We start from the raw sequence: 22,715 nt of genomic DNA, 5'->3' as shown, positions 1-22,715 counted from the left end.
ATATTTCATGCTCACAAGACTCTCTACCAGCCTTCTTTTATTTTTAGCAACGCTGACCTCTCATGCCGCTTTCGCCAACAATTTTAACTACAACTTTTTTGAAATCAGAACGGCATTAAACCCCGAGTCATTCGGGGGAGAGTTTAATACCTATTTTACCGAAAATTCGCACCTCATTGGCCGAGTCGATTCGCGTTTTGAGGGCGATTGGGATGCCGCCGTCGGAATGGGGTTCAATGGTCCAATTAATCCTTTTGCCGATATCTATGGACAAATGCTCGTCCACAGCACACGAGGCAGTCGTGAAGAAGGCAATAAAAACGATATGATGATCGAGCTCAACGTCGGTACTCGTGTTTGGTTAACCGAAACCTTAGAAGGGCATCTGCGTATTGGCCGTAATGAAGATAACTCGATATTTATCGCGGGCATCCGCTTCCACTCAACCCAACAAATGGCATTAACGGCTGAAGTCCGCAATGCTGGTATTTGGGGACCGCAAATTGGTATGGGGGTTCGCTTCCATTTTTAATGGGTTAGCACAACAAATCTCCCCTGCATAAGATCGACTTGAGCGCTGATCGTTCCAAAACTATCAGCGCTCTGAATTAGCACGTTGTTGTTTAAAAAAGCACAGCGCTTGATAAAACATCTCTTCTTTGAGCGGCTTCACTAATACGTATTCCGCTCCGGCCTCAATGAAGGCTTGTTGTGTCTCTAGCAAGCCATCGGCCGTACAGGCATAGATCGGTAACGACAGTTTCATCTCATGCCGAATGATTCGTGCGGTATCAATGCCCCCCAAATACGGTAACTGATTGTCCATAAAAATCAGATCGTAATCTTGTTCCTTTACCCGCTCGATGGCTTGTAAACCATCACTCACCCAATCGACCTGTATTGAATATTTCTGACAAAATGCTTGTAAAATAAAAGCATTCGTACGGTTATCCTCTACCAATAATGCGCGTATAGGCTGAGTAAATAATTGATAGCGATCCGTATTAGTCTGTTCGGCGTCGCTCAATTCCTCATTCACGACAATACGAATAGGAAACAGCAAATCAAAGCGCGTACCATAACCAACCTCTGATTTTACCGTGATCTCACCATGCAATAATTCAACTAAACTGCTGACTATCGATAAGCCTAAACCACTACCTCCGTATTCCCGAGTCGTGGTCGATTCTGCTTGTACAAAAGGGTCAAAAATACGCTGTAAATCCGTCGCCGCAATCCCGATCCCCGTATCTTCTATGCTAATCATTAACTTATCGATGCCGCCTTGTTGAATAAGCGCTAATTTAATGCAAATCGACCCCTGATGAGTAAACTTAACAGCATTACTGAGTAAATTGAATAAAATCTGATTTAAGCGTATTTGATCGCTGTGTAAGCGAATTTCCGGTTCAATCGCGCACTCAATCATCAACTCAAGTCCCTTCTCTTTGCATAAAGGGTTATAGATACGCCGAATCGCTGAAACCATAGCTACGACTGGGAAATCACTATTTTGGATCAGAAATTTTCCCTGCTCAATTTTTGAAAAATCAAGGATATCATTCAAAACAGCAAGCAGATGCTCACCGCTGCTGCACAATACATTGACTAACTCTTGCTGCTCCTGAGTGAGCGAATTTTGTTTTAATAATTGAGAAGCGCCTAAAATACCGTTTAACGGCGTCCGTAATTCATGGCTCATTTTGGCGAGAAAATCAGCCCGTAATCGAGCGGACTCTTCCGCTTGTTCACGAGCAAGCCGACTTTGCTGCTCCGCTTCAACCATCGACGTGATATCTTGTCCTTGAGTAATGATCGAAACAATCCGCTCATCTAATATGATCGGTGATAATTCCCATAAAATGGTTTTACCATCGAGCTCTGTTTTAAGCGCTTTGACAATATTACCTTGTGCCGCTTGCTGAACCGCGATAATCAACTGAGGTTTTACCCGAGCAAAAAGGGAATGCTGTTGAGAATAATGACTCAAGAAATAAGCCTCAGCCGAAGGATTCATACGAATCAAACCTCCCTGAGCCGTCCACAATAGCGTCGGTGATAACGAAAAATTAAAGAGATCCTCGAACTGTTTTTCTTGCTCGGCCAGTTGATGAAAGGTGCTTTCTAACGTGCGTCCAAAGTGATCAAACTCAATAATTTGGGAACCAGTGAAATAAGCACCTTCACGCAGTTCAACAATTTGATGGGTATAAGACATTAAACGCGTCATTTCGTTTTCAATTTTACGTTGTAGCCACCAACGAACAATGATGAAAACGACAGCGATCGCCGCAACGACAGCAAACATCCAAAATAAGTAATTATTACGCAGAGCGAGCGCATTTTGGTTACTCTGCACAGCGTATACCGTGAGAACGGTTGGTGCTCCGGCTAAAGTTAATGGCGTGCGACTAACCACATACTTGCCATGGATGTCGTAACCTTCTTCGCCTTCTTTGACCACCTCATCCACTTGATAAGCTTCTGTCCCTATCAATGTCGAGGCTAAAACATCACCTCCCACCGCGAGTACCACTTGCTGTGAATGACTGCGATCACGTAAGTTCTCCACTAAGGTAACATTATTATTCAGCACCACACTGATGTATAAAAAACCTAGGGATTCACCACTCACGGTATCAATAATCGGCGTACGGCGAACTAAAAGATACACATCGCCAATTAAAGATCGCGTCGTGATCAAATGCCAATCATGGCTAAACGCGACTTGTTCAATGATATGGATAAACGTGTTGTCAGTTAAACCATAAAACTGGGCATTACCATCATCCCAGATCGGCTGAGTAACATTAGCGATAAACCGAAAATCCGCCATATGGCTGATATCACTGCGATCAACACTGAGAAAATACTGTTCAAGTTCATTGGTTAAGTGACCATGTAAGGCATGAACTAAAGTGGCATTTTTCGCACTGCTGTCTTGATGAATTTTTAAAATGGTCAGACGAGAATTAAATATGTTCTGGATCAAATTCGCCGTTTGATTGGTGGTCCGGATCACTTCTTGAGTAATTAATCGGCTACTGACTTGATAAGTATGAAATAAAATACCGAGCGTTAACACGCTCAATGCCATCACGATGGCTCGGCTAATCAAGGTGGCCATATGCCTTTTTTTATCAGCCACGATGGGTCTTGGCACTGCAATTACCTCCCGTCATGATTAGCGATCAGAATATCGAAATGCACGTTGTTTGAGTCGTTCAATGTGTTCAGCGGCGGTATTTTGAGTCACCAGTTCAAATTCACCAGAGTAAACCAGTGGCACTGGCAAACCAGCCATATCTCGCTTAATGGCTTCTGCCATCGCAATGCCCGTATCGTCATTCATACGCATGACGGTGACCGCTAATCGGCCATCTTGCAATGCCTCAAGCTCTGCCGAACCTCCCCCCCAGCCATTGAGATAGATATCTTCACGTTCAAGTTCTCGCAAGGCTTGTGCTGCTCCAAGCGCAATATCGGTCGAACAAGCATAGAGAAAGGTAATTTGAGGATTATTACTAACGATATCGAGCGTCGCTTGATAGCCGCTCTCCATCGTGGCGGTGGTGTAGTAAGACGAGGCTAAATGAAAACGGTGTTTGACATTATGGATAAAACTGTCTCCACGCGCTTCACTGATGTACCCTTCTGAAAAATATAATACCCCATAATCTGCGCCTTGTGGCAGCTTGCGTTGGTAAAACTCAGCCAAATGCTGAGCGCCAATTTCATGGTCAAACCCAACATACAATAAAGGCTGACGACCTTGCCAATCACGAATGGGCGTGGTGATATTTTGTAAAATGACTTTTGTCTCAGAGGTATGCAGTAGATGATCAATAAATTTTCGATGGCGCATGGTATCTAAGGTAAAAATCAGATAATCGGTTTTATTTTGCATCGCTTCCATTAAGGAGATACTTTGCTGACGGGCGTCTAAGCTAGGTCGAGTAAAAGCTTGGTGTAATTGATATGTAATGCCAAGTTCATGCATACGAGCTTCAAAGGCTTTAATATTACGAACCCAATAGTCCGACACTTGCTGACCGGGATAGATAACTGAAATCGTGACTGGGCGAGTTTGAACTAGAGGTAATGGTTCGGCTCGAGTCTGGACGCTTTTCGCCAATAAATCGGTTAATGCCTGTTGCTCGGGATGCGCCTCTAAAAACGCTTGATAGGACCAGTAATCACTCAGCAGTTGTGAGGGATTAGCGAACACGGCCATAGGAAACCAACTCAGTAACACGATCAGCAGTCTTATTTTCATCCCACTTGTTATTCCTTATGGCTCGGTTTCGGTTATCTGCAACTCAGCGATCAGGAAAGATCAAATCCCCCCATAACTAAACGCTCTTTTTGCGCTTTGCTCAGGCATTTGATCCGATGTTCTAATTGCAAAGCTTGGCTTTTACTCGGTCCAACATGGTGCTGCCACACTAAGCTGAGCGGGCCTTTACCACGCAAAGCTTTAGCGCCACATCCCTGCTGATGCTGGATAAAACGTCGATTGATGTCGGTTGTTATCCCACAATATAGTGCATTTTTCGATGTTCGGATCAAATAGACCCACCAATCTGAGTGTTGAATGGGAGCTGACATACTTAATGATTGGCGATCAACGCACGCAATTCAGCCACTTCATGACGTAACATCGCCACTTGTTGCTCCAGTTCATCAATACGTGATAATGGTAACTCCGTCTCTGTACTCGCAGCGACACTGTGCGTATCGACTTCACCGCAGAATAAATGGTGATAACGCGATTCTCGTTTCCCGGGTTCGCGAGCTAACTTAACCACTAAACCGCGCTCTAGTAACTGTTCTAAAATACTTTCGGTTTCTTTCACATCATTAAAATGGCACAAACGGTTGGTACGAGTGCGTAATTCCCCCGGTGTTTGTGGACCACGCAACAGCAAACAACAGATAACCGCTAATTCTTGGCTATTGAGTTTTAAATCGCCAAACTCTGTATTACAAAAACGATGCTGATATTTAGGTGTACGGCGATTAAAACTACTTTCATCACTGACAAGGCGACGGGCAATCAGCGCTTCAACCGTATCTTGCACCTGTGCCTCAGACAAATTCAACACCGGATCGCGATTACTTTTTTGATTACAAGCGGTCACCAAACTGTTCAGTGTTAACGGATAATATTCTGGCGTCGTGATCTCTTTTTCGATCAGACAACCAATGACTCGTGCTTCTAAAGCAGACAGTTCGCTATGCATGTTAATTTCCTTCTAGTTAGAATCTGTACCTTGTACAGTCAATTAGTGTTCAAGCATCAAACTCAATCGTATGACTCTTCCTTGCTCATCAATCACGATCACTTTCGAGCGGTTTAACTCAATCTCACTGGCTAATAACTGTTCTCTTTCATGAAGATAAGCTTGGCGAAGCTGTTGATGTGCTTTGCTTTCATGGTGTGACGCAGGTGGTTTAGGAATGACAATGTCTGAAAAACTGAGTGGCAAAGTATTGTCCTGTTATACGTTAAGGCAAAGATAAGTAACTCAATAACGGAGACCAGCGAGAGCAATAGGCGTACTCTATCCCCATACGCTGAGAGAATCTATGAAACCGAGCAAATACCGCTGGTTACCGCTTTAAGTAGGAAGGGTATAACGTATTTCAAGCAAACAATACAAGCCCCTATACAATAAAATCTACGCCCTGGCCATTTATTGGTGATTTCTTAGTCAATACCGAGGGAGGTTTGATCTTAGGTCTGTTATGCGCCTTTGCAATGTGTTTTAATTTCTCTGCCCACGTTACCTCAAGAGGCAACGCATTCGTACCACGCTGAATTTAGCGTCTTGATATCACTTGGGTAGATAGTGGCACTCATTATAGGAAAGGGATCTATGAATAGCGTATTTGAAATTGTGAGCTTGGCTCGTCGTAAGAACAAACTAAAGCGTGAACTACTCGATAACGAGAAAAAGGTTCGCGATAACCGTAAACGTGTCGATTTACTTGAAAACTTAGTCGATTACATCAAACCGGATATGACTCAAGAAGAGATCATTGAGATTGTGAAAAACATGAAGTCTGACTACGAAGATCGCGTCGATGATCACATCATTAAAAGTGCTGAAATTTCTAAAGAGCGTCGTGATATTAGCCGCCGAATCCGTGAGTTAACAGAACAAGATAAGCTCATGACTCAAGGTGGCGCTAAAAAAAGTAATTGATTTTATATGAGCAAGCTGAATAAACATGAGATTTATTCGCCGCGATGCAAGTCCGCTACCCAGCGGACTTTCTTTTGCCATCAATTCAATAATCAACAAAATATGTAATAACAAAACTATTATTAGCATTAATCGTTTGCGTAATCGCTAACCCTCTCCGAAGCTATTTTTGAGGGTGTTATCACACATTCACCATTGCTATAGTTTGAGTTAGTTAAATTAATCCAGCCATTATCGGTAAAGCGTTGTTCATTTTTCATCGTGAAAATCAGCGTAGCGCGACTGACCCGGCTTGGGCCAACTGCAAGAGGATCACACAAATAATGGATATGAATATGGTTGATATTATGGGCTATGCAGCCTCTATCATGGTGGCTATTTCCCTAACGATGAAAGACATCGTAAAACTTCGCGTACTTAACTTTATTGGTTGTAGCTTATTTGTCGGCTATGGACTGATGATCGATGCTTGGCCAGTGGTCGCAACCAACGCCTTCATCGCTTGTGTTAATGTCTACTTTTTAGCTCGGATGCAACAAGCAAAAAAGAGTGAAGGCGTACAGAACGCCGCTTAAACTCTGTAACCAATAAAAAACCACGCGTCGAAAAATAACAGACTCTGGACGCGTGGTTTATCTTCACTAGTTTAAGGCTAGTTTATCCATCAGCAATATCGATTTAATCCTCTTCGTGATGCTCAGCCGCCCATGATTGAGCGCACTTCACCGCACGTTTCCAACCTTTATAACGACGTTGACGTTTTTCTTCATCGTGATGTGGCATAAAGGAGCGATCAATTTCTGCTTTATTTTTCAGCTCATCCAAACTATCCCAGAAACCAACCGCGATACCGGCTAAATAAGCCGCACCCAACGCCGTCACCTCGGTCACTTTTGGACGATGAACTTCAGTATCCAACACATCAGATTGGAACTGCATTAAGAAGTTATTGGCGACAGCTCCGCCATCAACGCGCAGTGCCGCTAGCTTAATCCCTGAATCTGCTTGCATCGCATCCAAAACATCTCGGGTCTGATAAGCAATACTTTCTAATGTCGCACGAATGATATGGTTCGAGTTAACACCGCGTGTTAAACCGACAATAGTGCCACGGGCATAAGCATCCCAATAAGGCGCTCCTAGCCCAGTAAAGGCCGGCACAACATAGACGCCATTAGCAGTATCGACTTTAGTGGCAAAGTATTCTGAATCGTGAGCGTCGGAAATTAATTTTAATTCATCACGTAACCACTGAATCGATGCGCCCCCCATGAATACCGCACCTTCGAGCGCATAACTTGGTTCACCTTTCGGTCCACAGGCTAACGTCGTCAAAAGACCATTTTTTGAAGTCACTTTTTCTTTGCCAGTATTCATCAACAAAAAGCAGCCCGTACCATAGGTGTTTTTTGCTTGTCCCGCTTCGACACACATTTGGCCGTAAAGCGCCGCCTGTTGATCGCCGGCAATCCCCGCGATAGGGATACGGGTTCCGCCTTTACCACCGATGTTGGTTTGGCCGTACACTTCTGAAGAAGATTTCACTTCTGGCATCATGCTTAATGGAATATCAAACTCTTTAAGAATCTTCTCATCCCAGTGTAAGTTGTTGATATTAAATAGCATAGTCCGAGAAGCATTGGTGTAATCTGTGACGTGAACACGGCCTTGAGTCATCTTCCAGACTAACCATGTATCTACGGTACCAAACAGGAGTTTACCCGCTTGTGCGTCTTCACGAGCCCCTGGGACATTATCTAAAATCCATTTGACCTTGGTGCCTGAAAAGTAAGGGTCAAGCAATAAGCCGGTGTTCTCACGCACATACGCTTCCAACCCTTCACGCAATTTTAGTTGCTCACAAATTTCAGCGGTGCGGCGACATTGCCACACAATCGCATTGTAAACTGGTTTGCCCGTTTCTTTGTTCCAAACAATCGTCGTTTCACGCTGGTTAGTAATACCAATGGCAGCAATTTCATCACTACGGATGCCTGATTTACCAAGCACCTCGATCAATGTCGAGCTTTGGGTTGCGTAAATTTCCATTGGGTCATGCTCTACCCAGCCCGCTTGTGGATAAATCTGAGTAAATTCACGCTGAGAAACACTGACGATATTGGCATCATGGTCAAGCACGACTGCCCTTGAGCTGGTTGTACCTTGATCCAATGCAACCACATATTTTTGCTCAGTCATGGTCTATTCCTTATTCACGTTCTAATAAATGGGTTAATAAATTATGCACGTTAAACATGTGCTTGTTCGTTATCTTCGACTACATCGCATTGATTAGGTATGGTGCAACCCGTCCCTTCTGTTGGTAGATAAGCGGCAATAAATTTAGGGTAAGCCCAAGCACCAAAACAAGCTCCGGCAATCGGCGCAATGATCGGCACAATAAAGTATGGGATCTCTTTCGCACCCGTTAGGGCATAATCCCAACCAGCAAAATAAGCAAACAATTTTGGACCAAAATCACGAGCAGGGTTCATCGCAAAACCAGTCAGTGGGCCAAGCGAGCCACCAATCACCGCAATCAAAATACCAATTAATAGCGGGTTCATCGCGTTGCGATGCGCGCCGTTATTCTCATCGCCTAATGCGAGAATGACAAACATCAGCACGGCCGTGATTACAAATTCAACCGATATCGCCCCTAGAAAAGAAAGAGAGGGATGAGAATAGGTAGAGAAAATCCCTGCAGTGGCTAAAGCAGCTTCACTGCTACGTACAAAATTGTGGGCGATTTCATAATCGACAAAAAGGTTGCTGTACAAGCCGTAAACGAGCGCCGCAGAACAGAATGCACCGAGCAGTTGTGCGATAATGTAGGGCAACACTTTCGCTTTATCAAAACCATGAAACGCAGCTAAAGCGATGGTTACTGCTGGATTAATGTGTGCACCAGAAACACCTGCGGTACAATAAATAGCAATGGCGACCCCAAGTCCCCAGATAATACTAATTTCCCACTGACCAAATTGAGCTCCAGTCAGTACTAGCGCAGCGACACAGCCTACGCCAAAAAATATCAGCAATCCTGTGCCGATAAACTCTGCGATACACTCTCCTAAAAGAGTCTGTTGTTTTGTTCGAGCCATAAGTAAGTGTCCTTTTCCGTTTACACCGTTATTGCACACCGTCACAGGGTGATACGGGGCAAAATCTCGCACAAAAAGATCACTTCGAAAATGAAAAAACCTCACAAATGAGCGTTCGAACACAATTTTGTAATCAATAAGAGTAATTTTTGTTAATTAGAGCCATATTTTGATCTCAGAAAACCTCGCCATTATGGTTAAAAATCGTCGTTCTTAGCGACCATCGCTCACGTGGTGAGATGAATATCATAAGAACGATGAACAACATATTTACAACTAAATATCCGAAAAAATTAATATAAACGTCGGCAATACATCAAAATAAAAGCTCAAAACTGATGAATGGTAGAGCAGAGAGCGACAGTTAACATCAAGAACAATGGCACTTTTTACTCACTCGCATTCAAAAATTTGCGTTTACATTCGTTATATTGCTTTGCTTGCCTGCCGAAAACTCATGTGAACAATAAGTAAATAAAAATCATCTAATCCCATCTATTTTGTTTATCCATTTGCTATCTATAAGCAACTTGACGATAACCACTCACCAAAAATCTTTCGTTCGAACTTTTGTGAGCAATCTATCGAACATATTCAACTTAAAATGGCACACTAATGGTAAGTTTATTGTAAATAGAATTAAGGCAGGGGTCATGAGCATGACAACGAAGCAAACCATCGAAACCGATGTGGTGATCATCGGTGGCGGAGCGACGGGAACCGGGATTATGCGTGATTGCGCTTTGCGTGGTATTCGATGCATTCTGGTTGAAAAAGACGATATCGCCTCAGGTACAACCGGAAGAAACCATGGCCTGCTCCATTCTGGCGCTCGTTACGCTGTCACTGACCATGAATCTGCTAAAGAGTGTATCCAAGAGAACCTAATTTTAAAACAGATTGCTAAGCACTGTGTGGAAGCAACGGAAGGCCTGTTCATCACACTGCCCGAAGATGATATTACGTTTCAAGAAACCTTTATTAACGCTTGCCACTCGGCGGGCATTGCCACCAAACAACTCAGCGCTAAAGAGGCGCTGCGTCTTGAACCGAATGTTAACCCTGCTTTAATTGGCGCCGTACAAGTCCCCGATGGTACCTTAGACCCTTTTCGATTATGTGCCGCTAATGTACTTGATGCCAAAGAGCATGGTGCACAGATCCTTAACCGCACCATAGTTACTGGTCTTATTCGCCAAGGTGATACTGTACTCGGCGTTCACTGCCTGCAGCTCAGTACTCATCGTCAATTTAATATTGTTGCTAAGCAAGTGATCAATGCGGCTGGAATTTGGGGACAAAATATCTGTGAGTATGCTGATCTGAATATCAAGATGTTCCCAGCCAAAGGATCGCTACTCATTCTCGACTATCGCATCAATAACCTAGTGATTAATCGCTGTCGTAAACCTTCCGATGCCGATATTTTAGTCCCCGGTGATACCATTTCTTTGATTGGCACGACCTCCGAACACATTGACTACGACCAGATTGACAATCTACACGTCAGCGAGAAAGAAGTAGATATTTTGCTCTCTGAAGGAGCGAAATTGGCTCCGATCATGGCCAACACTCGGGTATTACGTGCCTACGCAGGGGTAAGACCGTTAGTGGCGGTCGATGATGATGGTAGTGGACGCAATATCAGCCGCGGGATTGTATTGTTAGACCACCAAGAACGCGATGGCCTGAAAGGGCTAACCACCATTACTGGCGGCAAATTGATGACCTATCGATTAATGGCCGAATGGGCGACCGATATGGTTGCCAAAAAATTGGGCAACACGGTGGCATGCTCTACCCATACCCGCCCTCTTCCTGGTTCAAATCAAACCGAAAAGCCGGTCAAAAAAACCGCCAGCTTAGCAAAACCCGTCTATGAATCGGCGCTTTATCGTCACGGTGAGCGAGCTGAGCAGTTTTTATCGGCAGACAGTAAAAGCCAAGCCATCATCTGTGAATGCGAAATGGTCACCGCGGGTGAGATTGAATACGCGATTAAGCAGTTAGATGTTAATAATCTCGTCGATTTACGCCGCCGCACACGCCTGGGCATGGGGCCATGCCAAGGTGAATTATGCAGTTACCGAGCCGCCAGTTTATTTCAAGACTATGGCGGTGTCTCTGGTCAACAATCAAGCCAACTGTTGGTGGAATTTTTAGAAGAGCGCTGGAAAGGCATTAAACCGATTTTCTGGGGCGATGCACTGCGCGAGGCAGAATTTAGTTATTGGATCTATGAAGGATTATTGGGTGCCAGCGATCTTCCTCATCCTTCTATTCAATCGAGCCAGGAGGAGACGCTATGATGAAGTATGACGTGATCATTATCGGCGCTGGGATTGCAGGTTATAGTGCAGGGATCCGCTGCTTACAAGCAGGCTTAAAAACCGCACTGATCAGCCAAGGACAAAGCGCGCTGCATTTTTCATCAGGTTCGATTGATGTCTTAGGTAAACTACCCTGCGGTAGCGCCGTTGAGTTTCCTTTTCAAGCAATCCAACAGCTCGCTCAACAAGCTCCGGAACATCCTTACAGTAAGGTTGGGGCAGCGATCAGCCAGCAAGGATTACTGTGGTTTCAACATACTCTTCAGCAACATGGGATGCCATTAAGTCATCAAGCCGATCACAGTAATCATCAGCGGATCACCTCAATGGGAACGCTTAAAGCGACTTGGCTTTCGCAGCCTTATGTATATCAACATAAAAAACAGTGCGATTTTAAACGGCTTGTGTTGGTGTCCATCGAAGGTTACCGCGATTTTCAACCGCCGATGCTACAAGATAACTTACGTTATTTACCTGAATTTTCGACCATTCCCAGTACCATTGTTTCGATCTCGATTCCTGGTTTTGCTGAACTGCGCCATAATCCTCATGAACTGCGCTCAATTGATATTGCAAGGTTGCTCAAGCAGCCCAAGGCATGGCAAGCGTTTTGTGATCAATTAACGCAAGTAGCCACCGGTGATGATTTGGTAATTCTCCCAGCGATCATGGGTAACGGTGACGGATTGCACCTACTCGATAAATTACACGCCACTACTGGATTGTCCTTGCATGAAGTTCCGACCATGCCACCTTCTTTGATGGGGATCCGGATTGAGGAATCGCTTAGTCGTGCTTTCTTATCCCTTGGTGGTATACATTTAAAAGGCGATAAAGTCACCAAAGGCGAGTTTAATCACCATCGATTGAACGCGATATACACCAAAAACCTGACCGATATGGCGCTTTATGCTGATCATTTTCTCATGGCGACAGGAAGTTATTTTAGTCAGGGCTTAGCCGCTAATCATCAGGGGATCAGTGAGCCTATTTTCCAACTCGACGTTGAAAGTGCTCAAGAGCGGGCACAATGGCGTAATCATGACTTTTTTGCTAAGTGCTCTCACCCTTTTATGACATTTGGCGTCACAACGACCGCCTCATTAAACCCTAGCCGTCAAGGTGAGACTATCCATAACCTCTATTGCTGCGGCTCTATGCTCGCAGGTTATGATCCGGTGTTTGAAGGTTGTGGTGGTGGCGTCGCGATTGCAACTGCTTATCATGCTACGTCACAAATTATCGCTCAATGGCAAGCGCAAGCTTCAACTCAGGAGGCTCTGGTATGAATCATTCCTTTATTGCCAATGCACCGAAAAACACCTCATTTGATCAATGTATCAAATGTACCGTGTGTACCGTGTACTGCCCCGTTGCTAAAGCGAATCCACTGTACCCTGGGCCAAAACAATGCGGCCCAGATGGCGAGCGTTTGCGGATCAAAAGCGCGGAATACTACGATGACTTACTAAAACTATGCACCAACTGTAAGCGCTGTGAAACCGCCTGCCCTTCTGGCGTGCGGATTGGCGACCTGATTGCCGTGGCACGAGGCAAGTATGGTAAAAAGCCATTCAATCCGAAGTTAATGCGTGATTATGTGCTCAGTCATACCGATTTATTTGGCTCCCTCGCGACGCCTTTTGCACCAGTCGTCAATTTTGCCACCTCGCTACCTCTGGTCAAAAAAATCATGCACAAAACCATCGGTGTGCATGATCACAAAACCCTACCGAAATATTCTCATGGCACCTTTCGCCGTTGGTTCAAACAACAAAAACAGCAGCAAGCCAGCTATAACCGCCAAGTCAGTTACTTTCATGGTTGCTATGTCAATTACAATCATCCTCAGTTAGGGAAAGACTTTGTTCGGGTAATGAACGCGATGAACATCGGCGTCAGCTTGTTGGATAAAGAAAAATGCTGCGGCGTACCTTTGATTGCCAATGGCTTTCACGATAAAGCGCGCAGTAATGCTCTACTGAATGTCAAAAGCTTAGAAACGGCCGTCTTGGAGAGACAGACTAAGGTACTCTCAACCTCATCGACCTGCTCTTTTACTCTACAACAAGAGTATCCGCATGTGTTAGGCGTTGATAATAGCCAAGTGGTGGCAAGCATTGAGTATGTCACGCGTTTTCTACTCAAAGAGTTTATGAGTGGCAATGCGCCGAAGATGAAGCCCGTTGACCTCAAAGTGGTTTATCACACTCCTTGTCATTTGGAGCGCAGTGGTAATGTTATCTTTACGATTGAACTTCTGAAAATGATCCCAGGTTTAGAGCTGGTGATTTTAGACAGTGAGTGTTGTGGTTTAGCGGGCACTTATGGCTTTAAAGCGGAAAACTATGATGTTTCAATGAAGATCGGCTCACACCTATTTGAGTCGATCAACACCGCCAAGGCAGATTTCGCGGTGACCGACTGTGAAACCTGTAAATGGCAAATCGAAGAAAACACCACCGCCGAAAGCATTCACCCGATCACACTGCTGGCAATGGCGTTAGCCTAAAACACGATAGCCAGCGTATCCATTGACGCCGGCTATCAACGATGACGCTAATCCACGGACACCGAACAGATTTGCCGTTGCTGCTCAGCGGCTATTGAGATAGTGGCCGATGCTGACAATGTTCAATCGCTTTTTCTAGCAATTGCAGTGCGCTTTGCTCACAGGATGGTAATTGTGCATCACTACTGCCCAGAGGCGTTACCCGTGAGCCCCATTTAATATGGCCAGCGCCCCAAGTTAATCCTGCACCAAACGCGGCGAGTAACACGTTATTATTGGGTTGAATCTTACCTTGTTCCAATGCTTCACACAGGGCAATCGGCACCGTTGCCGCCGACGTATTGCCGTATTTCTGAATATTAATAAACGCTTTATCTTGGCTAATACCCGATAAATCACATAACGTTTGAATGATACGGATATTCGCTTGGTGTGGGATGACCACATCCACGTCTTGCTGCGCTAAACCACTGGTGGTTAACACTTGCGCCGCCGCCGCGCCCATGCCTTTAACGGCTCTTTTAAAGATCTCTTTACCAACAAAATCAAACGCCCAATAACCATTGTCGGCAGCAAAGCGATCCATTGAGCTACCAAACTTCGGCACCGCCAAAATATCACGCCCTTGAGCATCACAACCAATTTTGGCTTCTTGTAACCCAACCGGTTGCTCTGTACGACTCAACACTACCGCACCGGCACCATCACCAAATAAAACGGCGGTATCGCGTTTGGTCCAGTCAATATAAAAAGACAGTCTTTCTGCGCCAATCACTAAAGCATGTTGGTAGCGACCTGCCTGCATCAAGCGAGTGGCAGTTTCTAAACTGTAGATGAAACCGGTACAGGCAGCATTCAGATCAAAAGCGGCTGCGCTATCTATTGCTAAGTTCTGCTGAATTTTTGAAGCGATATTAGGAATGAGAGAATCGGGCGAACAAGTGGCAACAATAATCAAGTCAATCTCTTGAGCGTCAATCCCGGCACAAGCAATCGCGTGCTGAGCCGCTACGGTAGCTAACTCTGAGGTATTCACGTGGCTAATCCGGCGAGATTCAATCCCAGTGCGAGTGCGGATCCACTCATCATTAGTCTCTAAAAAGGTGCTTAAATCATCATTTGAGAGCGTGGCCGGTGGCAAACATTTACCCCAACCGGTAATTTCAGCATAATATTGAGTCATTATAATCCTGCTTTTCGTTGTTATGCTCTTGCTACTGGTAAGATTGATCAAATAGCAAGGAGATAGGCATTCATTTATTATTGGCGATGTTAAGCGCATTCACCTAACAAAACGACTAGTATACGCTGATTTGCCTAATCACGTTAAGCGCTGATCGGCAAAGCAACAAAACTAAAAGAGGAAACCATGTCAACGTTCACCACTCGCTGCCCAGCTTGCCATGGGCTTAATCGTATCCCAACAGCCCGAGTTTCTGAAAGCCCGCGCTGTGGAAAATGCCAAGCCGCACTGCTTGATGGGGCTCCGATTGAAGGTACAGCGGATAATCTAGAAGCGCTATTAGCCAGTGAACAACCGGTCGTCATCGACTTTTGGGCTCCTTGGTGTAATCCTTGTGTCGGTTTTGCCCCCATTTTTCATGACGTAGCCGCCGAACGTCAAGGGCAAGTGAGATTTATAAAAATCGACACTGAAGCTCAACAGGCGTTGGCAGGAAAATATCAGATTCGTAGCATTCCCACCCTGATGGTCTTTAAACAAGGCAAAAGAGTCGATGTTCTCAATGGTGCGTTACCAAAAAGTCAGTTTGAACAATGGCTAAACCAAGCATTAACCAAATAAATTATCCCGTAAAATAACATTTAAAGTTGGCATTTCACCGCCGATTATGCCAACTTTACTACGCTTAATCATAGCTTATGACTTGATAAATTTATTTTATCGTCATGAGCATTATTTTTCGTTTTACCTTTCTATTTTTAAGTCCCATATTCGCCGCGAAACCCAGTCCTATTCTTAATTCGAGGCGATAACTATGGACATGATTACTTCTCCCGTTCATCGTATTTCAGTACCGGTTATTGCGCTCACACTGTATGCCGTCGCTTCAGGATATTTGATGAGTGTCATCCCACTCATGCTGCCACATTATGGGTTGGAACTCTCTTTAGCCAGTTGGCTAGCCAGTGTGTTTTATGCCGGTTTATTGCTCGGCGCGCTGTTTATGGAGCAGTTAGTCAATCGCTTCGGACATCGCAATACTTTCATTGGCTGTCTATTAGTGCTGTTAACGTCTATCGTGATTTTGCCCGTTTTTGCCAATAGTCTAACTTGGCTTGGTGCACGTTTTATTGCTGGCATTGCCGTTGCGGGGGTATTCGTTGTAGTTGAGTCGTGGTTACTGCATGGTAATGAAAGTGGCCGCGCAAAACGATTAGGTATTTACATGGTATCGCTCTATGGCGGTACAGCGATGGGACAATTAGGGATTGGATACTTAGGCGTTAATGGTTTAATCCCATTTATTGCGATTGGCTCCTTATTATGCTTCGCAACGGTGATTTTAATCTTTGGTCAATCTGATCAACCGTCTACCGAAGCAGGACAAAGTCTGTCTTGGAAACAAATGACCAAATTAAGTCATGCTGCCATCATTGGCTGTTTAGTTTCAGGGCTGATATTGGGCGCTATTTATGGACTGATGCCAATAGAGTTGACACAACGTGGCATTAGTCACTCAGAAATCGGCAGCTTAATGGCATTAATTATTCTCGGCGCGATGGTCGTACAACCGATTGTTCCTTGGCTATCTAAGCATCTTGGCAGAACCTTATTAATGGCTTTCTTTTGTTTATTAGGCGCTTCTGCGGCGGTATTACCATTATTAGACAGTAGCGTTACGCTTCTCGCGATCAGTTTGTTTGTGCTCGGTATGGCAACGTTTGCTCTCTACCCGATTGCGATTAATTTAGGCTGCGATAAATTAGATGCCCATTACATTGTCTCAGCCACTCAAGTGATGCTGTTTAGCTACAGTATCGGCTCTGTATTAGGGCCCGTTATCGCTGATTGGTTTATCTACACCAATCAAAGCTTACTTGGTTATCTTTTTGTGACGTTATTGATCACTTGTTTGTACATGCTGTTGGCCAGCGTGAAAACCAAACGTCAATGGGTAGCTGGAGAATAAACAACACGCAATAAACTTGATTGAGTTCGCCCTTAAAAACCAGTATGCTGCGCGGCTTTAGGGCCACTTGGCCCTAAATTGATCGTCATCGAGCACAGAAGCATGAACCGTAAAAAGAAAATTAATCAAACACTACAAAAGCATCTTAAAAAGAAAAACGCCAAGCTACATGGCACCAATAAACCTCGTTATATTTCTAAAGCGGAGCGCGCCAAATTAGAAGCAGAACAAGCCGCTTTAGAAACCGTAACTACCGATGCTGAACAGCAAGCGGATAACGGATTACAGCAATAAAGCTTGCTCTATCGGAACAAATTGACTGGCGACATCAATTAAACTTTGTGCCGTCAGTCTTGGTACACCATAAACCTCAACCTTAACCTGAAAGCGCTGCTGAATACGTTCTACTAAAGGTTCAAAATCCCCATCACCGGACACTAAAACAACCGTATCGACTTGCTGAGCTAGCTCATAGGCATCAAGCGCAATTCCCACATCCCAATCTCCTTTCGCACTGCCATCACTACGTTGAATAAAAGGCTTTAGCATCACTTCAAAACCTACACCGCGTAAAATATGATGAAATTGCCGCTGTTGAGGCTCTTTACTGGCAATCGCATAAGCGTTCGCTTTAAATACGTGACGGCCTTGAGTCACTTGTTGCCAGAACTGGTTATAATTAAAGTGACGCCCGTATCGCTCTCGACAGGTGTAATAAACGTTTTGTACATCAACCAAAATGGCAATTTTTTCCATCTCATCCTGCTTATTTTATCAAATTCAACATAGCCCCAATGACTTGGCGTTTTCGGAAATACGAGAGCGGACTATCAACAATCGCACTTCGTCCACCGATGATGCAAACTTTACCACAGCGAACAATGTTCACTCACATAAAATAAGCAACTATTTTAGTATTTTAAACAGCATAAAAATTTATAAATTTGACTTTAAAACAAAATTGTCGCTATTATCTGCATCGAAAAATGGTTTGTACTCTAATCATTTATTTACCTTTTGACGTATTCATCACTTGTCTACACGTAGACGAGTGACGAATGCGAAGCACTTGTTGAGTCATCGTATGCAAAACGCTTTTAACAAATACAGCATTGAAACGACCGATTACCATGTCGGTAGAGACAATGTACAAAAATGGGGATTTGATGTTCATAATCCTGTCTTCGGTATTAGTGCCGGATTCATTCTACTGTTTCTTATCTCCATCATCTGGGTCGGTCCGGAGATAGCCAAATCTGCACTCGACACACTTAAAAATGGCATTATTCAACATTTTGATGCCTATTTCATGTGGATAACCAATTTCTTCCTTCTGTTTGCTATGGGATTAATGATCTCCCCTTTAGGTAAAATTCGCCTTGGTGGACGAGACGCAACCCCTGATCATTCCAGAATATCGTGGCTATCGATGCTTTTTGCTGCAGGCATGGGCATCGGTTTATTATTTTGGAGTGTCGCTGAGCCAACCGCTTATTATACCAATTGGTGGGGAACGCCCTTTAATGTCGAGGCTTATACATCAGAAGCAAAATCTCTTGCGATGGGTGCAACGCTATTTCACTGGGGGATTCACGGATGGGCGATTTATGCGATTGTCGCCTTAGCATTAGGTTTTTTCTCTTTTAATAAAGGCCTCCCACTCTCCATTCGTTCCGTGTTTTATCCTATTTTTGGTGACCGTGCATGGGGCTGGCTCGGTCATATTATTGATATTATGGCCGTATTAGCCACTTTATTTGGTTTAGCGACTTCATTAGGCTTAGGCGCTCAGCAAGCCACAAGTGGTATTAACTACGTGTTTGGTACCCAAGGTGGGATCGGGATGCAATTTGCCGTGATTGTCTTTGTGACCTTGATTGCCATCATCTCAGTGGTACGTGGTATCAACGGCGGCGTTAAAGTATTGAGTAATATCAATATGGCTTTTGCTCTCGCTTTATTGATTTTTATTATCAGTGTTAGCTTTAATACCACGCTACAATCGATTCCTGCGACCTTCATGGCTTACGTAAAAAACATTCTTCCCCTAAGTAATCCTCATGGTCGTGATGATGAAATCTGGATGCATGGTTGGACGGTCTTCTACTGGGCTTGGTGGATATCATGGTCACCTTTTGTCGGCATGTTTATTGCGCGGGTATCACGAGGCAGGACGGTACGTGAATTTATTCTTGTGGTGGTATTTATTCCAACCTTACTGATCATCGTTTGGATGTCAGTGTTTGGTGGGATCGCTTTAGAGCAGGTCTCTAACCAAATCGGAGAGCTAGGCACACATGGATTAACCGATATTTCGTTAACATTATTCCATGTCTACGAGCAATTACCGCTCGGTAACGCCTTATCGCTGATCTCGATCGTACTGATCCTGATCTTTTTCATTACTTCAGCCGATTCTGGTTCTCTGGTCATCGATAGTATTACCGCAGGAGGAAAAGTGGATGCTCCGGTATTACAACGTATATTCTGGGCAACGGTCGGTGGTTCAATTGCTGCCGTACTACTTTGGGTTGGGGGTTCAGAGGCGCTACAAGCGCTGCAATCCGGCGTCGTCGCCACAGCTCTGCCTTTTAGCTTTGTATTGCTACTGATGTGTGTAAGCTTAATCAAAGGATTAAGAACCGAGCAAGCGCTTTACTCTTAATCCATCTGATCAAAATAAAAAAGCCAGCCACGATTAATAGGCTGGCTTTTTTCTAATTGGAATATCCGCACTCAATATCATTAAGTTATATAGAGAGATTAATATCGCGGCGATATAAATGAAAAAGTAGAAACAACGGAGACAAAAAAACCAGCATCTAGGCTGGTTACTTAAAAATATGGAGGCGCGTCCCGGAGTCGAACCGAGGTTCACGGATTTGCAATCCGCTGCATGGCCACTCTGCCAACGCGCCTTTGTATCAGTTTCTATTTTGGCTGATGGTGCCCCGGGCCGGACTTGAACCGGCACGACTCGAAAGTCGAGGGATTTTAAATCCCTTGTGTCTACCAATTTCACCACCAGGGCAACGCAAATTGCGGTATGGCAACACCATCTGCTCTTTCGGGCTTTGCCCTGAGAACGAGGCGTACTTTACCGTATTCCTCAGCAAGGTCAATAAAAAAATGTGATTTATCAATCAAGTGATCAATAAATGAACCAGACAGTATAATAGACAACCGAACCGAACAAAGTTCAAACACCGAGTAGGCTTTATTCTCTAGATTGATGCTTTAAAATAAAAGTAAGATTTCTGCATTACTTGATGATGATGGGGCCAACCACATCATCTCACCCCTCAGCATTGCAGCCTCAATGTATTAGCCCATCAGAATTTTTTTAATTTTTAGACTACCGGACCTTATCCTTTACAACCATTAAGCATAATGAACATATTCAATAATCACTTGATTACCTTCTATTGACACATGCTGAATATCACCATCAATGATCACACGACTGGTTAAACTGATCGATTGCTGATTATAAGCAGCCGCCGTTTTTAAACTCGGTATCACCATATGGGGTTCAATATGCAAATGTCGACAAAACTGGCTAATAAAAGTCATCGACAAAGGACTATCACCGCGCAGAAGTTGAGAAAACTCTACTTGGGTTAAGTTGAGTCGTTTCGCCATCTGCATCTGAGTTAAATGCATTTTGGCTTTTTGTGACATCCATACGTTGTATAAGGCTTGGCGGTCTTCAGCGCTAAACTCCATTATTTATCCTTTAACGAGTGCAACAGGTAATCATTGCACAGGATGACAAAAAGGATCCATGATGATGTCAGTGGGAAGTTAAGGTCTGTTTAAATTTATTTAACTTAATTTTTAATATAACTCGACCGCTGGCGATAGCTAGCTCATTAAATACATTGATCAAGCGATAAATAGGATGAGCGAGCACTAGAGATATCGATAACCTCCTTTGCATCACCATACATAGAAAAGAGACACAGCAGAGAAAAAATTTCTCTGCTGTGTCATTCATGATAAAGGGATTTTAAAACCAGCTTGCGAATAAACGTTTGATTCTATCTAAGGTTCGTTTAAACCAACCGCCTTGCTCAACGCTTTCTAAAGCCACCAAGGAAGCTTCACCGACCTTGCGATCATCGACTTGATAAATCACTTTACCAACAATATCACCTTTTTGGATCGGGGCTTGTAAATCCTTATTCATTTCGATCAAGCCACTGAGCTTAGGTAACTCACCTTTAACCACAGTTAAATAGGTTGTCTCAGCGACCCCAACAGGTAACTGATCTTTTTTGCCCATCCACACTCTCGCCTGCTCAATCGGCTCTCCAGCTTGATGAGGCGCTATGGTTTCAAAGAAACGGAAGCCATAGCTTAGCAACTGCTTACTATCGGCTTCTCGGCCTTTAGCGCTATTGGAACCCATAACGACAGAGATCAAACGCATGTTACCATTGGTCGCCGAGGTGGTTAGACTAAAACCAGCCCCGCTAGTAAACCCTGTCTTCATACCATCGACATTGATGCTCCGATCACGTAATAAACCGTTACGGTTGTATTGAGTGATGCCGTTATAAGTAAACGACGTTTCACTATAGAGCGGGTAAATTTCTGGTAGATCACGAATAATCGCTTGCGCCAGCTTAGCGATATCATAAGGCGTACTGTATAGACCTGAACTGTCTAATCCATGCGGATTGGTAAACGCCGTATTCGTTAGCCCAAGCGTTGCAGCCCAAGAATTCATTAAATCAACAAACGCATTTTCAGAACCAGCCACATGTTCTGCGATAGCCACACTCGCATCATTACCAGATTGAACAATCAAGCCGCGATACAAATCCATCATATTGACTTTCGTGCCTACCTCAATAAACATTTTTGAGGAATCGGGAAAGTTTCTCGCCCATGCTCTTTGGCTAATTACCACTTGATCATCAGGGCTAATGTTACCCCGCTTCATTTCTTGTCCGGCAACGTATGACGTCATCAGTTTCGTTAAACTCGCTGGATTCAATTTATTATGAGCATTGTGTTCAACTAAAACCGTACCCGTATGGTAATCCATCAAGACATAACCTTTCGCAGAAAGCTGCGGAGGATTGGGTACCACAATCGGTGTTGCATTACTTACCAGGGGAATAAAAGACAAGCACGTCGCAGAAACGACAATAGACTTGATATTTTTCATAACTCGCATCCCAAAATCAAAGAGAAAAATAGTATAACTAACTGACTAGATTACCCTGTTTTTCTTTACTCACTCTTACAGTAGTGTAAATGAACGTAACAAGCCTTCCCATACTTAACCACTGGAAAAGCGAAAAGTGCCAACAATTCGCCTTTATCACTGAGAATGTGTGCGTTAGTTAACAAAAAACCGAGCCTGATGACTCGGTTTGAAAGTAGATGCAGCCAAACAA

21 protein-coding genes and 2 tRNA genes are annotated in these 22,715 nt (G+C 44.1%); 10 read left to right on the top strand and 13 right to left on the bottom strand.

From position 1 onward, the window contains the following. Nucleotides 1-7: 7 nt before the first annotated feature. Nucleotides 8-532: a hypothetical protein gene (locus CAG58_RS01510; protein WP_161425048.1), complete on the top strand. Its 525-nt coding sequence runs from the start codon at nt 8-10 to the stop codon at nt 530-532. A 63-nt stretch (nt 533-595) separates the two neighbouring features. Here CAG58_RS01510 and CAG58_RS01505 read toward each other — a convergent pair whose 3' ends face one another. From CAG58_RS01505 to CAG58_RS01485, 5 genes are read right to left on the bottom strand one after another with little or no spacing between them, the layout of a single operon-like run. Further along, nucleotides 596-3,127, bottom strand: coding sequence for a LuxQ periplasmic sensor domain-containing protein (locus CAG58_RS01505; protein ID WP_161425050.1), 2,532 nt, complete (start codon nt 3,125-3,127; stop codon nt 596-598). Between the two features lie 57 nt (nt 3,128-3,184). Further along, the gene (locus CAG58_RS01500; protein WP_161425049.1) at nt 3,185-4,276 is read right to left on the bottom strand and encodes a substrate-binding domain-containing protein; all 1,092 of its coding nucleotides are present in this window, start codon (nt 4,274-4,276) and stop codon (nt 3,185-3,187) included. Nucleotides 4,277-4,326: 50 nt separating this feature from the next. Continuing rightward, nucleotides 4,327-4,608: a GIY-YIG nuclease family protein gene (locus tag CAG58_RS01495; RefSeq protein ID WP_158137233.1), complete on the bottom strand. Its 282-nt coding sequence runs from the start codon at nt 4,606-4,608 to the stop codon at nt 4,327-4,329. A gap of 2 nt (nt 4,609-4,610) precedes the next feature. After that, entirely contained in the window at nt 4,611-5,243 is a 633-nt protein-coding gene (locus CAG58_RS01490) for a YceH family protein (RefSeq protein WP_004396678.1), read from the bottom strand. A gap of 42 nt (nt 5,244-5,285) precedes the next feature. Next, nucleotides 5,286-5,489 (bottom strand): hypothetical protein, encoded by a 204-nt coding sequence (locus tag CAG58_RS01485; RefSeq protein ID WP_040905109.1) that lies wholly within the window; start codon nt 5,487-5,489, stop codon nt 5,286-5,288. A gap of 390 nt (nt 5,490-5,879) precedes the next feature. On the opposite strand from CAG58_RS01485, the gene CAG58_RS01480 reads away from it, so the two are divergent. Both CAG58_RS01480 and CAG58_RS01475 read left to right on the top strand, forming a co-directional pair. Next, complete coding sequence (locus CAG58_RS01480; protein WP_004396679.1) at nt 5,880-6,209, top strand: DUF496 family protein; 330 nt, start codon at nt 5,880-5,882, stop codon at nt 6,207-6,209. A 323-nt stretch (nt 6,210-6,532) separates the two neighbouring features. Then, complete coding sequence (locus CAG58_RS01475; protein WP_072670703.1) at nt 6,533-6,784, top strand: YgjV family protein; 252 nt, start codon at nt 6,533-6,535, stop codon at nt 6,782-6,784. 103 nt (nt 6,785-6,887) lie between these two features. Here the strand turns inward: CAG58_RS01475 and glpK are convergent, their stop codons facing one another. Together glpK and CAG58_RS01465 are read right to left on the bottom strand one after the other, a co-directional pair. Continuing rightward, the gene (gene glpK, locus CAG58_RS01470) at nt 6,888-8,408 is read right to left on the bottom strand and encodes a glycerol kinase GlpK (RefSeq protein WP_004396681.1); all 1,521 of its coding nucleotides are present in this window, start codon (nt 8,406-8,408) and stop codon (nt 6,888-6,890) included. Between the two features lie 50 nt (nt 8,409-8,458). Beyond that, entirely contained in the window at nt 8,459-9,313 is an 855-nt protein-coding gene (locus CAG58_RS01465; RefSeq protein WP_158137232.1) for an MIP/aquaporin family protein, read from the bottom strand. Between the two features lie 659 nt (nt 9,314-9,972). Here CAG58_RS01465 and glpA point away from each other — a divergent pair. Genes glpA through glpC form a run of 3 tightly spaced genes read left to right on the top strand, consistent with a single transcriptional unit; the run spans nt 9,973 to nt 14,155 of the window. Beyond that, nucleotides 9,973-11,622: an anaerobic glycerol-3-phosphate dehydrogenase subunit A gene (gene glpA / locus CAG58_RS01460; protein WP_161426291.1), complete on the top strand. Its 1,650-nt coding sequence runs from the start codon at nt 9,973-9,975 to the stop codon at nt 11,620-11,622. Beyond that, nucleotides 11,619-12,932, top strand: a complete 1,314-nt coding sequence (glpB, locus tag CAG58_RS01455) for a glycerol-3-phosphate dehydrogenase subunit GlpB (RefSeq protein WP_158137231.1) — start codon at nt 11,619-11,621, stop codon at nt 12,930-12,932. The genes glpA and glpB overlap by 4 nt, the downstream gene beginning before the upstream one ends. Continuing rightward, nucleotides 12,929-14,155 carry an anaerobic glycerol-3-phosphate dehydrogenase subunit GlpC gene (glpC, locus tag CAG58_RS01450; protein ID WP_161426288.1) on the top strand — a complete coding sequence of 409 codons (1,227 nt, stop codon included), beginning with the start codon at nt 12,929-12,931 and terminating at the stop codon, nt 14,153-14,155. The genes glpB and glpC overlap by 4 nt, the downstream gene beginning before the upstream one ends. A gap of 91 nt (nt 14,156-14,246) precedes the next feature. On the opposite strand, the gene CAG58_RS01445 is transcribed toward glpC, so the two are convergent. Then, nucleotides 14,247-15,338 (bottom strand): ketoacyl-ACP synthase III, encoded by a 1,092-nt coding sequence (locus tag CAG58_RS01445; RefSeq protein ID WP_161426289.1) that lies wholly within the window; start codon nt 15,336-15,338, stop codon nt 14,247-14,249. Between the two features lie 186 nt (nt 15,339-15,524). On the opposite strand from CAG58_RS01445, the gene trxC reads away from it, so the two are divergent. The 3 genes from trxC to CAG58_RS01430 all read left to right on the top strand — a co-directional run bounded on the left by trxC (nt 15,525) and on the right by CAG58_RS01430 (nt 17,601). Next, complete coding sequence (gene trxC, locus CAG58_RS01440; RefSeq protein ID WP_154171210.1) at nt 15,525-15,959, top strand: thioredoxin TrxC; 435 nt, start codon at nt 15,525-15,527, stop codon at nt 15,957-15,959. A gap of 193 nt (nt 15,960-16,152) precedes the next feature. Next, on the top strand, nt 16,153-17,307 hold the full coding sequence (locus tag CAG58_RS01435; RefSeq protein ID WP_115152604.1) for an MFS transporter: 1,155 nt from the start codon (nt 16,153-16,155) through the stop codon (nt 17,305-17,307). Between the two features lie 102 nt (nt 17,308-17,409). After that, nucleotides 17,410-17,601, top strand: a complete 192-nt coding sequence (locus tag CAG58_RS01430; protein ID WP_004396688.1) for a DUF2986 domain-containing protein — start codon at nt 17,410-17,412, stop codon at nt 17,599-17,601. Here the strand turns inward: CAG58_RS01430 and CAG58_RS01425 are convergent. Then, entirely contained in the window at nt 17,590-18,063 is a 474-nt protein-coding gene (locus CAG58_RS01425; RefSeq protein ID WP_004396689.1) for a LabA-like NYN domain-containing protein, read from the bottom strand. The two genes, CAG58_RS01430 and CAG58_RS01425, sit on opposite strands and share 12 nt — an antisense overlap. Before the next feature lie 328 nt (nt 18,064-18,391). On the opposite strand from CAG58_RS01425, the gene CAG58_RS01420 reads away from it, so the two are divergent. After that, nucleotides 18,392-19,972 (top strand): BCCT family transporter, encoded by a 1,581-nt coding sequence (locus CAG58_RS01420; RefSeq protein WP_161426119.1) that lies wholly within the window; start codon nt 18,392-18,394, stop codon nt 19,970-19,972. A 179-nt stretch (nt 19,973-20,151) separates the two neighbouring features. Here CAG58_RS01420 and CAG58_RS01415 read toward each other — a convergent pair. The 4 genes from CAG58_RS01415 to CAG58_RS01400 all read right to left on the bottom strand — a co-directional run bounded on the left by CAG58_RS01415 (nt 20,152) and on the right by CAG58_RS01400 (nt 22,483). Continuing rightward, nucleotides 20,152-20,225: transfer RNA gene (locus tag CAG58_RS01415), tRNA-Cys, on the bottom strand. Between the two features lie 26 nt (nt 20,226-20,251). Continuing rightward, nucleotides 20,252-20,338, bottom strand: a tRNA-Leu gene (locus tag CAG58_RS01410). A gap of 350 nt (nt 20,339-20,688) precedes the next feature. Next, nucleotides 20,689-21,033, bottom strand: a complete 345-nt coding sequence (locus tag CAG58_RS01405; RefSeq protein WP_161429601.1) for a helix-turn-helix domain-containing protein — start codon at nt 21,031-21,033, stop codon at nt 20,689-20,691. 283 nt (nt 21,034-21,316) lie between these two features. Further along, the gene (locus CAG58_RS01400) at nt 21,317-22,483 is read right to left on the bottom strand and encodes a D-alanyl-D-alanine carboxypeptidase family protein (RefSeq protein WP_161429602.1); all 1,167 of its coding nucleotides are present in this window, start codon (nt 22,481-22,483) and stop codon (nt 21,317-21,319) included. Between the last annotated feature and the right edge of the window lie 232 nt (nt 22,484-22,715).

Origin of the sequence: Vibrio sp. V31_P5A7T61 (assembly GCF_009904895.1) — a bacterium.
Classification (GTDB): Bacteria; Pseudomonadota; Gammaproteobacteria; order Enterobacterales; family Vibrionaceae; genus Vibrio; species Vibrio metschnikovii.
Note: the sequence above shows the minus strand (reverse complement) of the source record. Positions and strands in the feature narration are given on the sequence as shown.